Raw genomic sequence first — 15,776 nt, forward strand, 5'->3', positions numbered from 1 at the left:
AACAGAAGTACAAATGCATCTGCGGAATCCTTCAATGCAAAAATAAAAAACTTCAGATTACAACTACGAGGAGTGAAAGACCGGAAATTTTTCTTGTTTAGATTAACACAGATTTTTGCGTAGTCCCCAAGTTTTGTGCGTGATCCTTATGAAGTCGTAATAATTTACTTATTTGTGCCAAAAAAGCCCCTTAGATAGGGGCTTTTACAATTTTTAAAGAATTGCTATTCTTTTTAGATGTGGTCTCTCCAGGAATCGAACCAGGGACACATGGATTTTCAATCCATTGCTCTACCAACTGAGCTAAGAGACCTTTCGTTAATTGAGTGGTGCAAAAGTAACACCTTTATAATTATCTCACAAATCAAATCACAAAATTTTCCTAAATAATTTCAAAATTATTGATTATCAGCATCATTATTTTCTTCGCGCCTGATTTGCTCACTCATTTCTTCCAAAACGGGCTTGATGGTACTCTCCGGTAATTCGCTAATTCGAATATACATCAATCCATCAATGGCATCATTAAAACTTGGATCTACATTGAACGAGATCACTTTCGCGTTCTGTTTGATGTATTTTTTTATTAACACCGGCAAACGCATCTCTGGCTCCAAATCATCAATTATTTTATCGAGCTTATTCAAATCAGATTCTACCTCATCGAAAAAAAGATGTTTATCTCGATCCTTTAGTTTGACTTTGAACTCATTTTTCGGGTGAATATATTGAGCCACCGCAGAATCATAATAATGCGACCGCATAAACTCAATCATCAGCGATTTTGAAAACTCAGAGAATTTATCGGAAATACTTACACCACCCATCAGGAATTTATGTTCCGGATTTCTAAGACAGACATGTACAATACCACGCCACAAAAGAAAGAGTGGCAAAGGCTTCTGTTGATACTCCGTGGAGATATACGCGCGGCCCATCTCAATCACTTTCCGAAAAAACGGACGAAGCTCTGGACCAAATTCAAAGAGAGAACTCGTATAAAACCCATCAATCCCATGTTTTTTCATCACTTCGCAACCCAACGCCATTCGATAGGCTCCGGCTAATTTCTTGGCCTGACTGTCCCACAAGAACAAATGGTGATAATGCTCATCATACTCATCCAAATCAAATGGAAGGTTGCTGCCTTCGCCAATTTTTCTAAAGGTAAGTTCACGTTGTCTTCCGATTTCCCGCATAATTGAAGGGATTTCGCTATAAGTTGCAAAAAAGACTTCGTAATTGCCATTTCTGAACAGCATTTTATCATTTTTACTCAACCGCTCAATTTCATTAACAATATCTAAAGTTGGTGTTTCATCAATAATATTCTGAACAACATTGGCTTCTTTTTTTAAAGAAAAATTGAGTTTTAGGTTGGGAATATTTAAACGGTCTGTGATTGATTTTCTTTTTTCGTAATAAGACTTTAAAAGATGGATTTTCTTTTGCAGAAACTCACCCATTTCCTCGATAGAATCATGATCTTCCAAAACTTTTACCGAGACGGGTTTCCCCAGCCGAACACGAATTGGTTTTTCTCTTTTGTGCATCATTTCTGCGGGTAGCATGAGGGTTTGCAAATTTGGATGAAGCTTTGCCATTTGATAAAAAAGCCGACTGTTCTTGGCATGAAAATACATCGGAACCACCGGAACCTTTGCCATTTTAATTAACTTCAAAGCAGGTTTTTCCCATTTCTTATCCAAGACTTCACCAAATTCATTATTTCGATTAGAAACTTCGCCCGCAGGAAAAATCCCAATACAGCCACCGTTTTCTAGATGCTTCAACGATCCGCGCATTCCCGCTGCACTACTTTTAAGCTCTTTTCTGTTTTCAAAAGGATTTACCGAAATCACATACGGTTTCATCGGCTCAATCTTTTCTAATAAAAAATTACCCATGATTTTAAAATCCGGACGAATTTCTATAAGAATTTTCGTCATTAAAATCCCATCAATCGCTCCCAGCGGATGATTAGAAACCAAAATAAAAGGACCCGTTTTCGGTATTCTGGCTAAATCTTCTTCAAAAACAATATATTTTAAATCGCGTTCCCGCACAAAGGAATTAAAAAAATCTTTTCCAATCTTATGTTTTAAAACATTATACAATTTGTTGACTTCATTAATTTTAGTCAACCGCATAACCGCGGAAGCTATAGGATTTTTTAAAAATCCTAATTTGTGCAAGCCCGATGCTTTTATCAAGTCACTTTTAGAAATTAAACTCATAGGAGATCAGTCGGTGACGACTTGTGTTGTTTTTTGAGAAATTTGTTCCAGTAATATATTCTTATCCTTATAAAAATTATTTAGCTGCTCTAAATTAGCATTTCTAATGGTATAAAGCGAAACATTTTTAATAATTTCTGTATTGAATTGTTTTTGAAGTTCCTTATTGAGTTCTTCAACTGTGAGGTACAGGTCTTCGAGGCAGAGATCTAAAGAAATCGCCGAATTTTGCATCAAAGAAATTTTGATTTTATATTTCGCGAGCAGCGTGAATATCTGACTCAGATGTTCTTCGGCAATAAACGAAAAATCACGGGTCGCAATTCGCATTAAATGCTGGTTCTCCTTTAAAATGAAAGATTCTTTTTGACTTCTTTCTTCGCTTGTTCCTACTTTGGTCCCTGCATTTTTGGGTTCTAAAAAAGACTTTACATAAAAAGGAATATTTTTTTGCTTGAGCGGCTGCAAGGTTTTTGGGTGAATAACCGAGGCACCATAGTACGCCATTTCAATCGCATCTTCATAGGAAATCTGCTGAAGCAAGGATACGTTTTCGAACTTTCTGGGATCGCCAGTCATCACGCCGGGCACGTCTTTCCAAATCGTCATGGTCTCTGCATTAAGACAATAGGCGAAAATTGCTGCGGAATAGTCGGAGCCTTCTCTTCCTAAAGTTACCGTAAAATTATTATCATCAGACCCGATAAAACCCTGGGTAACATAGCACTGATGTTGGTTCAGTGAACTCATTTTCTGTTCGGTTTCTTGCCAATTGATCGTTCCTTCTCGGTAATTATCGTCTGTTTTAATAAAATCCCTTGCATCACACCAGGTATTATTAAACTGTATATCATTTAAATATTCACTTAATATTTTTGAAGAAATTAATTCTCCACAACTCACAACCTGATCGTAAACAAAATTATAATTTGGTGACTTATTGCGTCTTAAGAACGATTCAATATCACTAAAAAAGATAGAAATCTCGTCAAAAACGGGATGGTTTTTTGTAAATAAATCCTGGGAAATTTCTAAATGTTTGAGCTTTACTTTTTCAATTTCTGCTTGGTAATCGGTTTGGGCAAAATAATTTGCCACAACTTTCTCTAAAGCGTTTGTGGTCTTTCCCATGGCCGAAACCACCAACAAACAACTTTCAAAACCCTGCGTTTCTAAAACCAGAGCTACATTTTTTACACTTTGTGCATCTTTTACCGAGGCACCACCAAACTTAAAAACTTTCATTCAAATTGCTCATTTTCAATAATTTATTTCAAACAGAGGGAATCTCTGTGAAAAATACCAAGGGTCAAAATTATTAATTATCAACGAATAAAAAAAACGAGGCTTCATAATAAAAATCAGAATTGAAAAAGAAACGCGTGTTTTGATGATTTAATAAAAACAAATGCTGGTAAATCGAAAGAATTTTACGAAATTTGTAACAACCCAAAAAGTAAAATAATGTCAGATCAGTCGTTCCAAACACTTGGTGAATTTATCATCGACAAGCAAGAAGATTTTTTGTATTCCACCGGAGAGCTTTCTCGCCTCTTAAGCGCCATTCGTTTGGCTTCTAAAGTGGTCAACCGCCAGGTAAACAAAGCCGGGATTGCCGATATTATTGGTATGGCTGGCAATGAAAACATTCAAGGTGAAGAACAACAAAAATTAGATGTACTGGCAAATGAAATTTTTATTGAAGCCCTCTCACAAAGGGAAGTCGTTTGCGGGATCGCCTCAGAAGAAAGTGATGATTTCATCGAAATAAAAACGCATTCCAATGCTCATTTGAGCAAATATGTGGTTTTGATTGACCCTTTGGATGGCTCCTCAAACATCGATGTTAATGTTTCAGTAGGAACAATTTTTTCTATTTACAGAAGGGTTTCTGAACCGGGAACACCAGTCGTACTCGAAGATTTTTTGCAGAAAGGGGTCAATCAAATTGCGGCAGGTTATGTCGTTTATGGTTCTTCAACAATGATTGTTTTTACCACTGGAAATGGCGTGAATGGTTTCACCCTGGATCCGAGTTTGGGAACGTATTATCTTTCTCATCCCAACATGCAATTTTCTAGAAGGGGAAACATCTATTCCATCAACGAAGGAAATTATATTAAATTTCCACAAGGCGTAAAAGATTATATTAAATTCTGCCAAAAAGAGGAAGAAGATCGCCCATACACGTCCCGATATATTGGAAGTTTAGTCTCTGACTTCCACCGAAATATGATTAAAGGTGGAATTTATATTTATCCGTCGACCTCGCAATCACCCAATGGAAAACTGCGACTTTTATATGAATGCAACCCGATGGCTTTTCTAGCCGAGCAAGCCGGTGGCAAGTGCACCAATGGATTCCAGAGAGTGATGGAAATTCAGCCAACCGAACTGCACCAGAGAGTTCCCTTCTTCTGCGGAAGTTATGAAATGGTAGAAAAAGCAGAAGAGTTTATGAGAGATGCCGCTGCAAACTAAAACAAAAACAATCTAATCCCGGTCAGAGCGTGCTCTGACTTTTTTTTTATGAAAAAAGCCACTTTTAAAAAACACCTTTTAGAATTCAAACAAGCCAGCGGTACATCCCGCGGAGTTCTTCATACCAAAGAAACCTACTTTCTGGAAATTACAGAAGGTGAAAAAAAAGGAATCGGCGAATGCGCACTTTTTCGAGGGTTGAGTTTTGAAGACATTCCCGAATATGAAGAAATGTTGCAATGGCTTTGCGATAACATTAACGAAAATAAAAAAATATTGCGCAAAGAACTACTGCATTTCCCCTCCATTTGGTTTGGGTACGAACAGGCAATGTTAAACTTAAAACATGGCGAAGATTTGTATTTCCCAAGTGATTTTTCCGAAGGATATTCTTCTATTAAAATCAATGGATTAATTTGGATGGGTGATGCCACTTTTTTGCAACAGCAAATAGAGGAAAAACTAGACCAAGGATTTGATTGTCTTAAACTGAAAATCGGAGTCGACTGGAAAGCTGAAAAAGAAATTATAAAGCAACTCCGTGCTAAATTCCCTAAAGATGAATTGGAATTACGGGTCGATGCGAATGGTGGCTTTAGCGTTGAAGAAGCCAAAACTGTTCTTCAGGTTTTAGCAGATTTAGAGATTCATTCTATTGAACAACCTATAAAAGCAGGTCAAATTTCCGAAATGGCGGAACTTTGTAAAAATAGTCCCACGCCGATTGCTTTAGATGAAGAGTTAATTGGCGTTTTAAATTTTGAGGATAAGAAGGAACTTTTAGAAAAAATCAATCCACAGTTTATCATTTTAAAACCCTCGTTGGTTGGTGGATTTTCGGGCACTGATGAATGGATTTCCTTTGCAGAAAGCAAAAAAATAGGCTGGTGGATTACTTCTGCTTTAGAGAGCAATATCGGTTTGAATGCAATCGCGCAGTATACTTTTACTAAAAATGCTAAGATTCCACAAGGTTTGGGAACCGGCGGATTATTTACCAACAATATCCTTAGCAGGCTGGTTTTACATGGTGATGAACTGATGATGCGCTAAACTTTTATAAGGCTAATTTAAAAAATTAAATCAGGTTTTATAGGCAGGTCAAAATATCTCTAATAATACTATCTGCGTGAATTCTGGAGTTTTCTATAAACCATAGATGGGTGTCTTTTCCACCACAAACTACGCCGGCTAAATATAAACCGGGAACATTTGTTTCCATTGTTCGTTCATTATAAGTGGGTTTTAAGCAATCTCCTTGAAGTTCAATGCCCGAGTTTCTTAAGAATTCAAAATTAGGCAGATAGCCCGTCATCGCCAGAACGAAATCATTTTCAATTTCATGAATTTTTTGATCCTCATCTTTAAAAATAATCGAAGTGTCCGTAATTTCTACTACTTCAGCATTGAAATGTGCCGTAATACTGCCTTCTTTAATACGATTTTCGACATCAGGTTTTACCCAATATTTTACACTTTTTGAAATCTCGGCATGGCGAATAATCATGGTGACTTCTGCACCCTTGCGGTATGTTTCTAAGGCTGCATCTACTGCAGAATTGCTGGAACCAATCACCGCAATTTTTTGGTTAGCGTAGGGATAAGGTTCGGAATAATAATGTTTGACCTTCGGCAGGTTTTCCCCTTTTACCTTCATCAAATTTGGAATATCATAAAAGCCGGTGGCAATAATCACTTTTTTTGCGACATATAAATTCTTTGACGTTTCCACCAAAAAAGTTTCTTTCTTGCTGACTTTCAGCACTTCTTCATACAAATGAATGTTGATATTTCGCAGCCGTGAAATCCCCTGATAATATTCTAAAGCATCTCTTCTACCGGGTTTTGGCGAAGTGGTAATAAAAGGAATATTTGCAATTTCCAGTTTATCTGCGGTGGAGAAAAAAGTCATGTACAACGGATAATGATAAAGAGAATTTACAATCGTTCCTTTTTCGATAATGAGATAAGACAGGCCCGCTTTTTTAGCTTCCAGAGCACAGTTTAAACCAATCGGTCCGCCGCCAATGATAATGATGTCATATAATTTCATTTGGTAAAGATAGGGGGTTTGCTTATAAATAAAGTCATTGATAAAATTGCAGGCATGCCTAAAAATCTCAGCAAAACCAATGTCCATCATTAACAATGATTACACGGTTTATGCTAATAAATAGGTATGATTCGCGACATGGAGCCGTTTCGCAATTAGATGCTGGTCGGTATCTTTCAAAACGGCGATAATATCTGTTTGCACCGTTGAACTCGATAAATAATTCCAATGGTTTCCGACCTGAAATTTAAAGTTCGGTTTAAGATCATTTTTCACGTTGGTGCAGTCGATTACTGAAATTAAGTCTTGTATTTTAGAGAATTCGCTGGGTCCCATTTTTCCTAATCGGGGTGAAAGAATATTTTTGGAAAATTGCGAAACCCCTAAAACCGCATCTTTTCGGTTGATATAGATTGACACTCTGTTTGCCAGTTTCGGAAGTTTAATAAACGACTCCTCTTGCTGCTCAAAAACCCTGAAGCTTACATCTGCACTCAACAGTATCACCTGATCAATTACTCGGGCAATATTTTCGGTTTTCAAACTATACATCATGCTTTGCAGTAAGCGGTTTCCCATACTATGCGCCATAATATGAATGCGTTGATAGCATGGCACTAAATCTTTGTCTGAAAAGACATCCTTCAGAAATTGCGTGTAAAAATAAAACAACCTAAGGAGTGAGTTTCCAGAATTAATACTGGCTGCTTTATCATCAAAATAAGTTAACGGAAAAACAGAACTAGACGCCGGCCAGCTGATAAATAAAATATGATTAACAGGTGAATCAGGATTGTCTATATAGCGTTTTTTCAACTCGAGAATCGCTTGCAATTCATCATCAAAATCATATGCATAGCCATGAATAAACATCAAAACATCATTTCTCTGTTTTGTTCCAGACATTTCTTTGTATAAGTCATAGAACATCCTTTGGGTGCCGCCCAGATTATTACTGGTCAATTTCGATTCAATCAATTTTTTTTCTTTTTTTAAAACTTCCAGAACATCTTGGTAGCCACTTTTCTGTGGCTCAGAAAGAATTCGATAATCTAAGATTGTTCTTCCTTTGTAGTTTTTTTTCTTCAATTCTTCTTTCGTAGGTTCTTTCCAACCATCGAAATTACATTTTGCAATTCTAAAATTAGGCACGGAAACCTCTTCATTTGAAAAAGAGTCTTGGCCGTTTTCCGAAATTATTTTTCTGTTGCTTAAAATAAATACTGACATGACTTCGTGTTTTTAATTGGTGTTTTGTAGGACAATTAAAGTTACTGCTATTTTCTCTAACCACCACTTGCCAATGCATTTTTAAATTTTTAAACCTTTATAAACCAACATCGTATAAAATTAAATGCTTTCATTAAAAATACTGAACAGTCTATTTACAGTCGACCAGAGCTGAAAAATGTTGCCAGAACACAGTTTTTATACTTCATTTTATTTCTTTCTATTTGAAAATAATAGGTCCATTTATAACCGCTTTTTATTTTCCCTACTTTTCGTTAAATTTGCCAAATGAACAATCCCATGGAAGAAGATAAAAAAAATCTCAATTTTATTGAGCAAATTATAGATGAAGATTTAGCCAAAGGTTTATCTAAAGATAAATTACGCTTTCGTTTTCCACCAGAGCCCAATGGCTATCTGCATATTGGTCACACCAAAGCAATTTGTATCAACTTCGGTTTAGGCGAAAAATATGGAGCGCCCGTAAATCTTCGATTTGATGACACCAATCCTGAAAAAGAAGAACAGGAATTTGTAGATTCAATCAAAGCAGATATCGATTGGCTAGGCTTTACCTACGACCAAGAATTGTATGCTTCTGATTATTTTGACCAATTATACGATTGGGCTGTTCAAATGATTAAAGACGGAAAAGCTTATGTAGATGAGCAACCTTCTAAAACAATAACAGAGCAAAGAAAAAATCCCTTTGAAGAGGGCATAGAATCTCCTTTCAGAAACCGTCCTGCTGCAGAAAGTTTAGAACTTTTTGAACAAATGAGAAACGGTGCATTTGAAGAAGGAACCATGTCCCTGCGTGCAAAAATCGATATGGCTTCGCCCAACATGAATATGCGCGATCCGGTGATGTATCGAATCTTAAAAAGACCACATCATCGAACGGGAGACCAATGGAAAATTTATCCCATGTACGATTGGGCTCACGGAGAATCTGATTATATTGAACAAATTTCTCACTCACTCTGTTCACTAGAATTCGAAAATCACCGGCCTTTATACGATTGGTATTTAGATCAGGTGTACGACGATGAAAAGGTGCGAAACAAACAACGTGAATTTGCGCGGATGAATGTCTCCTATATGATCACGTCTAAAAGAAAATTACAAAGATTGGTTGCAGAGAACGCTGTTACTGGTTGGGACGATCCAAGAATGCCTACGATTTCTGGGATGAGACGTTTAGGATTTACACCAACCTCCATTAAAAATTTTATTGAAAGAGTTGGAGTCACCAAAAGAGAAAACCTAATAGACATTCAACTGCTGGAATTTTTCGTGCGAGAAGATTTGAACAAAATTGCTACCCGAGTGATGGCAGTAGTTGACCCAGTAAAACTGGTAATTACCAACTACCCAGAAGATGAAGAAGAATGGGTAGAGACCGAAAATAATCCCGAAGATGAAAATGCTGGCACCAGAAAAGTTCCCTTTGCTCGAGAATTATACATCGAGAAAGAAGATTTTAAAGAAGAAGGCAATAAGAAATTTTTTAGACTAAAATTAGGAGGAGAAGTTCGCTTGAAATCTGCGTATATCATTAAAGCAGAAAGTGTTGACAAGGACGAAAACGGCGAAATCACCACCATTTATGCCACTTATGATCCACTGAGCAAATCCGGGAGTGGGTCAGAAGAAAGTCTAAGAAAAGTAAAAGGAACCTTGCACTGGGTCTCTGCAAAACATGCAATTCCGGTGGAGGTAAGAATATACGACCGTTTGTTTACAACCCCACAACCAGATGCTGAAAAGGAAACAGATTTCATGCAATTTATAAATCCAGATAGTTTAAGCGTGGTGAAAGGATATGCAGAACCAAGTTTAAAACAGGCAGAAATTGGGCATCCTTACCAATTTCAAAGAATTGGATATTTCACCAAGGATCGCGATTCTACCGCCGATCAACTGGTATTTAACAGAACAGTAACTTTAAAAGACGGTTATAAACCTGAATAAAAAGTCTTTATACTATTTAAAAGCTTCGGAAATTCCGAAGTTTTTTTTACATCATCTACGAAGATTTCCCAGGACCTAAGAATTTGAAATTGCGAATAAAAGCAATTAAATAAATGTTAAGATTATAGCAATCACTCTTAATTTCTCATAAATTTTACCCTTAAAAACGCCTCCTAATTTTTTTATAATTATCTTCGCATCGAATTTTATTTAAAAATGAAAAAAACACTTACTGCCCTGTTCTTACTTATCTTTCTGCTGTCATTTGCTCAGGAATCGATTAATTTTGACAATTCTAATTTCAAAGAAATTTTAGCCAAAGCAAAGCGCGAAAAGAAACTTGTTTTTCTGGATGCCTTCGCTTCTTGGTGTGGCCCGTGTAAATTGATGGAAAAAAATGTTTTCCCACTTCCGGCGGTGAAAGAATATTATAACGCCAATTTCATCAACGCACGTTTCGATATGGAAAAAGGCGAAGGTCGCGAAATTGCCCAAAAATATCAAGTTCGTTCCTACCCTTCTTATTTATTTCTCAATGGAGATGGTGAGGTGGTGATGAAAAGCTACGGTTACATGGGCGAAAAAGATTTTATTGAGATTGCAAAAGAAGCCAATAATCCTTTGCTACTAAAAGGTTCAGCAAAAGAACTTTTTGAAAAAGGCGAAAGTGATCCTGCATTTTTACTAAACATGATGAGACAAAATGTGCAAACGGATTATGACTTGGCCAAGAAAGTATCTGAGCGGTATTTTAAAGTTAAGGCCAAGGAAGAATTGAGTCGCGATGATATCGGCATGTTGCTGTATTTCGTGAAGTCGGTGAACGATCCAAATTATCAAGTTTTTAAAGACCGTAAAGCAAATATTGTGAAGGAAATGTCGGAGGATATTTACAATCAGTTCGATGTGAATATTAAAATTTCTAAAGTGATGGAAAACTCTTTAGATCAAAATACCGGCATTATTAATGATGAATATTTCTACAAAAATGCCGTTCCACTTGTGGGTCAAGCCGAAGCAGAAACTGCGCTGAACAGAATGAAAGTAATCTATTACCCCAATGTGGGTAATTTTAAGGAATATGAAAAAGCGGCCTTGATTTATTATAAAAACGCTGATGATTTCAATCCAGAAGAATTATTAAAAGCAGCTTGGCTTTTCAGCGAGCATGTTGACAACAAGAGCTCATTGAAAAAAGCGGAAGAATGGGCGGAAAAATCTGTTATGAAATCAGAAAGTGCAGAGAACACTTATATCCTTGCAAAACTATATGCTAAAAACGGGAAGAAAGATTCTGCTATTTTATTTGCAGAAATGTCTAAAAATCTTGCTGACCAACAAGGGAAAGATTCCAAATCTGCTACGCTTCTTTTAGAAACTTTAAAATAGGTGCAATATTTTGAAAAAAACCATCCTCTTATTTTTCTTTTTTTTTGCACTTTTAAGTCAGGCTCAAAATCAGCAGTCCGAAAAAGTGGGAACGGCTAAGAATATTTATTTAAAAGCCAATGCTCTTTTTCTCCCAATAGGGATTTTAAATGCAGGGGTAGAATACCAGCTAAAGGAAAAAGTAACCGTTCAAGCTGATGTTTTCATCTCTCCTTGGAAATCTTTTGCAGGAAAAAATCTACAGGTTTATATGTTAGGACTTGAAGGACGATATTATTTCAAAGAAGCGTTCCAACATTGGTATGTTGGTGGAAATATTTCCGCTGCACGATTTATCATTCAAAAATACTATTTTACTGGCGATGGCTACGGGCAATATAGTGCCGACTCGCCAATTTATAAAACTAAGGATTTGTATCAAGATGGCTTTACCTTTATTCTTGGTGCAACGGTTGGCTATCAATTTCAACTCGCTGACCGCTGGAATATGGATTTATACCTCGGAGCAGGAAGTTCACAGGCTTTCTATAAAGGTTATCACAAAGAATTGGGTATACGATATGATGATGATGGCCGCCAATGGAACAAAAGTGGAGAATTTGTGCCGTACCGTGGCGGAGTAATGATTGCTTATAAATTATAATTATGAATATAAAAAGTGTAAAATTCGCAGTGATCGCTGCCATCACCTTTATCATCTTATTTCTTTTTAATTATATCGGAAATACACAACCAGACAAGATTGAGCGCGCCTTAATGACCGCTGTTGCAGGAGTAATTGGATTAACGATTGGGATGTGGTTCGTATATAAAAACTCCAAAGACGATACCTATCACGACTTTGATTAAAGCATTTAAAATAGGAAGCAGACTTTAATGGAGCCTGCTTTTTTTTAATTAATATGCTGCACTTTATTTTTCTTTTCATTATTAATACCTTTGCACCATGATAAAAATCGGCACTATTGAACTTCCAGAATTTCCGCTGCTGCTTGCTCCAATGGAAGATGTTTCAGATCCTCCTTTCCGTAGGCTATGCAAATTGCATGGTGCAGATATGATGTACTCCGAATTTATTTCCTCGGAGGGGTTAATTCGCGATGCCATGAAAAGCATGAAAAAACTCGACATATTCGATTATGAAAGACCAGTTGGAATCCAGATTTTCGGTGGTGATGAAGAAGCAATGTCGCTTTCAGCAAAAATTGTAGAAGCCGTAAACCCTGATATTGTTGATATTAATTTCGGTTGCCCAGTAAAAAAAGTAGTTTGTAAAGGTGCTGGAGCAGGCGTTTTAAAAGATATTGATTTAATGATTCGTTTAACCAAAGCGGTTGTAAATTCTACCCATCTTCCCGTAACGGTAAAAACCAGATTGGGATGGGACACAGACAGCATCAACATTATGGAAGTTGCAGAGCGACTTCAGGAAGTTGGCGTAAAAGCCTTGACCATTCATGCCAGAACACGGGCACAAATGTACAAAGGCGAGGCGGACTGGAACTACATTCATGCGGTAAAAAATAATCCCAATATCGAAATTCCGATTTTTGGAAATGGCGATATTGATTCTGCGCAAAAAGCCTGGGAATATAAAAATAAATTCGACTGTGATGGCATTATGATTGGTCGTGGAGCAATCGGCTATCCTTGGATTTTTAATGAAGTAAAACACTTTTTCGCAACCGGTGAAGTTTTGCCGGAACCAACAATTACTCAAAGATTAGAAGCCGTTCGTCAACACGCAGAATGGAGCAAAGACTGGAAAGGCGAACGTTTAGGTCTCATTGAAATGCGACAACATTACAGCAATTATTTCCGTGGAATTCCCCATTTTAAAGATTTCCGCAGAAAATTTCTGGAGGTTTTTACTTTAGAAGAAATGGATGTGGTGATTGCAGAAGCAGATGCTTTTTACAAGGATTTTGAATTTGCGAATTAAACTAAAGAGCCAAGATTAAAATTCAGTGTTTGAGTTATTGCGTTGTTTAAATACTCGCTTCGTTATTTACTTTTATCCTCAAAAATCCAAATACACAACCGCTCAATTACTTTTCATCTCACCCGTAACTTTTCTCCTATTTATAGGACTAATCAATTAAAACTATTTAGATGCTGAAAGCAGAAAATGTAACTAAAACTTATAACGCAGGCAAAAAACTGGCGTTAGAAGACTTCTCTATACACGTTCCGGAAGGTAGTATTTACGGACTTTTGGGTCCTAATGGCGCTGGTAAAACAACATTTATACGGATCATTAATCAAATTACACAGGCAGATTCTGGCGAGGTTTCTATTAATAATCAACAGCTAAATCCTGAGCATATTCGGCAAATTGGCTATATGCCAGAAGAGCGGGGTCTTTATAAAAACATGACGGTTGGCGACCAACTGCTCTATTTTGGCGAACTGAAAGGCATGACCAAAAAAGATGCACTAAAGGAAGCAAAATATTGGTTTGAACAATTAGAAATCGATCAATGGTGGAAGAAAAAACTGAGTGAACTCTCCAAAGGGATGGCGCAGAAAATACAGTTTGTAGTAACCGTTTTGCACCGACCGAAATTATTAATTCTCGATGAGCCCTTTTCGGGTTTCGATCCGGTAAATGCTAATTTAATTAAAGATCAAATCCTGAATCTTAAAGAAAATGGCACCACGATTATTCTCTCTACACACCGTATGGAAAGCGTAGAAGAAATGTGCGATTACGTAGCATTGATCAACCAATCCAGAAAAGTTTTAGATGGAAAAGTATTTGACGTAAGAGAGCAATTCAAGAAAAATATTTTTAATGTGACTTTAGCAGACGTAGATCAAGAGCGTTTTGCACAGTTTAACCATCAGTTTGAAATTCATAATCAAACCACTCAGAATCAATTGGTTTCCTTTGATTTAAAAAATGACAGCGACCAGAATCTATTGCTCAATGAACTGTTGAAAGTGGGGAGAATCCGCTCCTTTGACGAAAAAATCCCAAGTATGAATGAAGTATTCATCAATGCGGTAAGTGGAACTGAGAAACCAGCACTATCACTGAAATCTGAGCAGTAAAATTTTAATAAAAAAATTCATGAAAAATATAATTCTGATCACCAAAAGAGAATATTTGACCCAAGTCAAGAAAAAATCTTTTGTAATTCTTACTTTATTAGCTCCGATTCTCATGATTGGTTTTGGACTTTTGATCGCCTTTATGTTCAAGGCCAATGAAAGCTCAAGTACCTTTAATGTGGTCGATAAAAGCGGACTTTTCGTAGGAAATCTTAAAAATACCGATCAAATAAAATATGTTTTTGTACCGGAAGTTAATGAGAAAACATTGGTCGCCACTTTGAAAGATATGGATGGTATTGAAGGCTTACTGATAATCCCAAACTTGAAAGAGCAAAATTATGAAGCCTTACAAAAAGACACTCAGTTACTGATCAATAAAAAGATCGGCTTTGACACCAAATCAAAAGTGGCGGCTGATTTAGTAAAAATTATCCGAAAAGAAAAAATTAAAAATCTTGGTATTTCCGAAGCACAAATGAAAAACCTGGATGAAAGTTTTGACTTGAATACAAAGAATATTGTTGATAATAAAAGTTCGGATAATGACTTATCCTTCGGTGTAAAATCGGGCTTGGCAATGGTGTTGATGTACGCGGTTTTTATGTTCATCATCATTTACGGCGTTCGGGTGATGCGAAGCGTTTTGGAGGAAAAGAACAATCGCGTGGTCGAAATTATCATCTCCTCCGTAAAACCATTTGAATTGATGATGGGTAAAATTCTGGGTGTAACGATGGTAGCGCTGACTCAATTTAGCATTTGGATTACCATGTCGGTCATTGGTGCTTTGTTTTTAAATACAGGATTTGCGGCGATGAAAGATCAAATGCCTGGCGGCGAGCAATCTGCAGAGATGATGAAGAAATTCGATTTTAAACAAATTGCGGGTGAGGTTTCGCATATTCTTTTAGAGATGAATGTAGGTCTGATCATCAGTGTTTTTATTATCTTCTTTTTACTCGGTTACATTTTCTATAGCTCGATGTATGCCGCGATTGGTTCTGCAGTCGATAACGAAACAGAAACCCAACAGTTTACCATGTTTGCGATCATTCCCTTAATGGTCGGCATGTACGGAAGTATTACGATTATGAATAATCCCGAAGGTCCACTAGGATTTTGGCTCTCGATGATTCCATTTACCTCACCGGTTGCCATGATTGCGAGGATTCCTTTTGGTGTTCCTGCCTGGCAAATCATCGTTTCGGCTTCCCTGCTTCTGCTCTCCACTTTATTAATGATTTACATTGCTGGAAAAGTATATCGGGTAGGAATTCTGATGTATGGAAATAAAGCTACCGCAAAGGAACTTTGGAAATGGATTAGGAGTTAGTTTGTAGGTGGTAGGTGAAAGA

At 36.9% G+C, this 15,776-nt stretch carries 13 protein-coding genes, 1 tRNA gene and 1 pseudogene; 10 read left to right on the forward strand and 5 right to left on the reverse strand.

The genetic code is table 11. The features are described from left to right. Window positions 1-123: pseudogene (locus tag QWY78_RS14870) on the forward strand (ISAon1 family transposase); the annotation flags it as partial. A gap of 117 nt (window positions 124-240) precedes the next feature. Here the strand turns inward: QWY78_RS14870 and QWY78_RS10995 are convergent. From QWY78_RS10995 to QWY78_RS11005, 3 genes are all read right to left on the reverse strand, one after another. Continuing rightward, window positions 241-313: transfer RNA gene (locus tag QWY78_RS10995), tRNA-Phe, on the reverse strand. An 85-nt stretch (window positions 314-398) separates the two neighbouring features. Next, window positions 399-2,237, reverse strand: a complete 1,839-nt coding sequence (locus QWY78_RS11000; RefSeq protein ID WP_290219752.1) for a bifunctional lysophospholipid acyltransferase family protein/GNAT family N-acetyltransferase — start codon at window positions 2,235-2,237, stop codon at window positions 399-401. 6 nt (window positions 2,238-2,243) lie between these two features. Further along, window positions 2,244-3,482 carry an aspartate kinase gene (locus QWY78_RS11005; RefSeq protein WP_290219754.1) on the reverse strand — a complete coding sequence of 413 codons (1,239 nt, stop codon included), beginning with the start codon at window positions 3,480-3,482 and terminating at the stop codon, window positions 2,244-2,246. Between the two features lie 219 nt (window positions 3,483-3,701). Between QWY78_RS11005 and fbp the strand changes: the two genes are divergently transcribed. Together fbp and menC are read left to right on the forward strand one after the other, a co-directional pair. Next, complete coding sequence (fbp, locus tag QWY78_RS11010; protein ID WP_290219756.1) at window positions 3,702-4,718, forward strand: class 1 fructose-bisphosphatase; 1,017 nt, start codon at window positions 3,702-3,704, stop codon at window positions 4,716-4,718. A gap of 48 nt (window positions 4,719-4,766) precedes the next feature. Next, window positions 4,767-5,771, forward strand: a complete 1,005-nt coding sequence (gene menC / locus QWY78_RS11015) for an o-succinylbenzoate synthase (RefSeq protein ID WP_290219758.1) — start codon at window positions 4,767-4,769, stop codon at window positions 5,769-5,771. Window positions 5,772-5,808: 37 nt separating this feature from the next. On the opposite strand, the gene QWY78_RS11020 is transcribed toward menC, so the two are convergent. Next, window positions 5,809-6,771 (reverse strand): YpdA family putative bacillithiol disulfide reductase, encoded by a 963-nt coding sequence (locus QWY78_RS11020; RefSeq protein ID WP_290219761.1) that lies wholly within the window; start codon window positions 6,769-6,771, stop codon window positions 5,809-5,811. A 108-nt stretch (window positions 6,772-6,879) separates the two neighbouring features. Beyond that, window positions 6,880-8,001 carry an alpha/beta hydrolase gene (locus QWY78_RS11025; RefSeq protein WP_290219763.1) on the reverse strand — a complete coding sequence of 374 codons (1,122 nt, stop codon included), beginning with the start codon at window positions 7,999-8,001 and terminating at the stop codon, window positions 6,880-6,882. Window positions 8,002-8,301: 300 nt separating this feature from the next. Between QWY78_RS11025 and QWY78_RS11030 the strand changes: the two genes are divergently transcribed. The 7 genes from QWY78_RS11030 (at window position 8,302) to QWY78_RS11060 (ending at window position 15,754) form a co-directional block, all read left to right on the forward strand. Beyond that, window positions 8,302-9,975 (forward strand): glutamine--tRNA ligase/YqeY domain fusion protein, encoded by a 1,674-nt coding sequence (locus QWY78_RS11030; protein WP_290219836.1) that lies wholly within the window; start codon window positions 8,302-8,304, stop codon window positions 9,973-9,975. A 216-nt stretch (window positions 9,976-10,191) separates the two neighbouring features. Further along, window positions 10,192-11,364, forward strand: coding sequence for a thioredoxin family protein (locus tag QWY78_RS11035; RefSeq protein WP_290219765.1), 1,173 nt, complete (start codon window positions 10,192-10,194; stop codon window positions 11,362-11,364). A gap of 10 nt (window positions 11,365-11,374) precedes the next feature. Further along, window positions 11,375-12,007 (forward strand): DUF3575 domain-containing protein, encoded by a 633-nt coding sequence (locus QWY78_RS11040; protein ID WP_290219768.1) that lies wholly within the window; start codon window positions 11,375-11,377, stop codon window positions 12,005-12,007. Window positions 12,008-12,009: 2 nt separating this feature from the next. Then, complete coding sequence (locus QWY78_RS11045) at window positions 12,010-12,213, forward strand: hypothetical protein (RefSeq protein ID WP_290219770.1); 204 nt, start codon at window positions 12,010-12,012, stop codon at window positions 12,211-12,213. 97 nt (window positions 12,214-12,310) lie between these two features. Continuing rightward, window positions 12,311-13,306, forward strand: a complete 996-nt coding sequence (dusB, locus tag QWY78_RS11050) for a tRNA dihydrouridine synthase DusB (protein ID WP_290219772.1) — start codon at window positions 12,311-12,313, stop codon at window positions 13,304-13,306. Between the two features lie 170 nt (window positions 13,307-13,476). Beyond that, on the forward strand, window positions 13,477-14,418 hold the full coding sequence (locus QWY78_RS11055; protein WP_290219774.1) for an ABC transporter ATP-binding protein: 942 nt from the start codon (window positions 13,477-13,479) through the stop codon (window positions 14,416-14,418). A gap of 19 nt (window positions 14,419-14,437) precedes the next feature. Beyond that, window positions 14,438-15,754, forward strand: coding sequence for an ABC transporter permease (locus tag QWY78_RS11060; RefSeq protein ID WP_290219777.1), 1,317 nt, complete (start codon window positions 14,438-14,440; stop codon window positions 15,752-15,754). The last annotated feature ends 22 nt before the right edge of the window (window positions 15,755-15,776 follow it).

It is taken from the genome of Kaistella yonginensis (genome assembly GCF_030409525.1).
In the GTDB taxonomy this organism is placed as follows: Bacteria; Bacteroidota; Bacteroidia; order Flavobacteriales; family Weeksellaceae; genus Kaistella; species Kaistella yonginensis.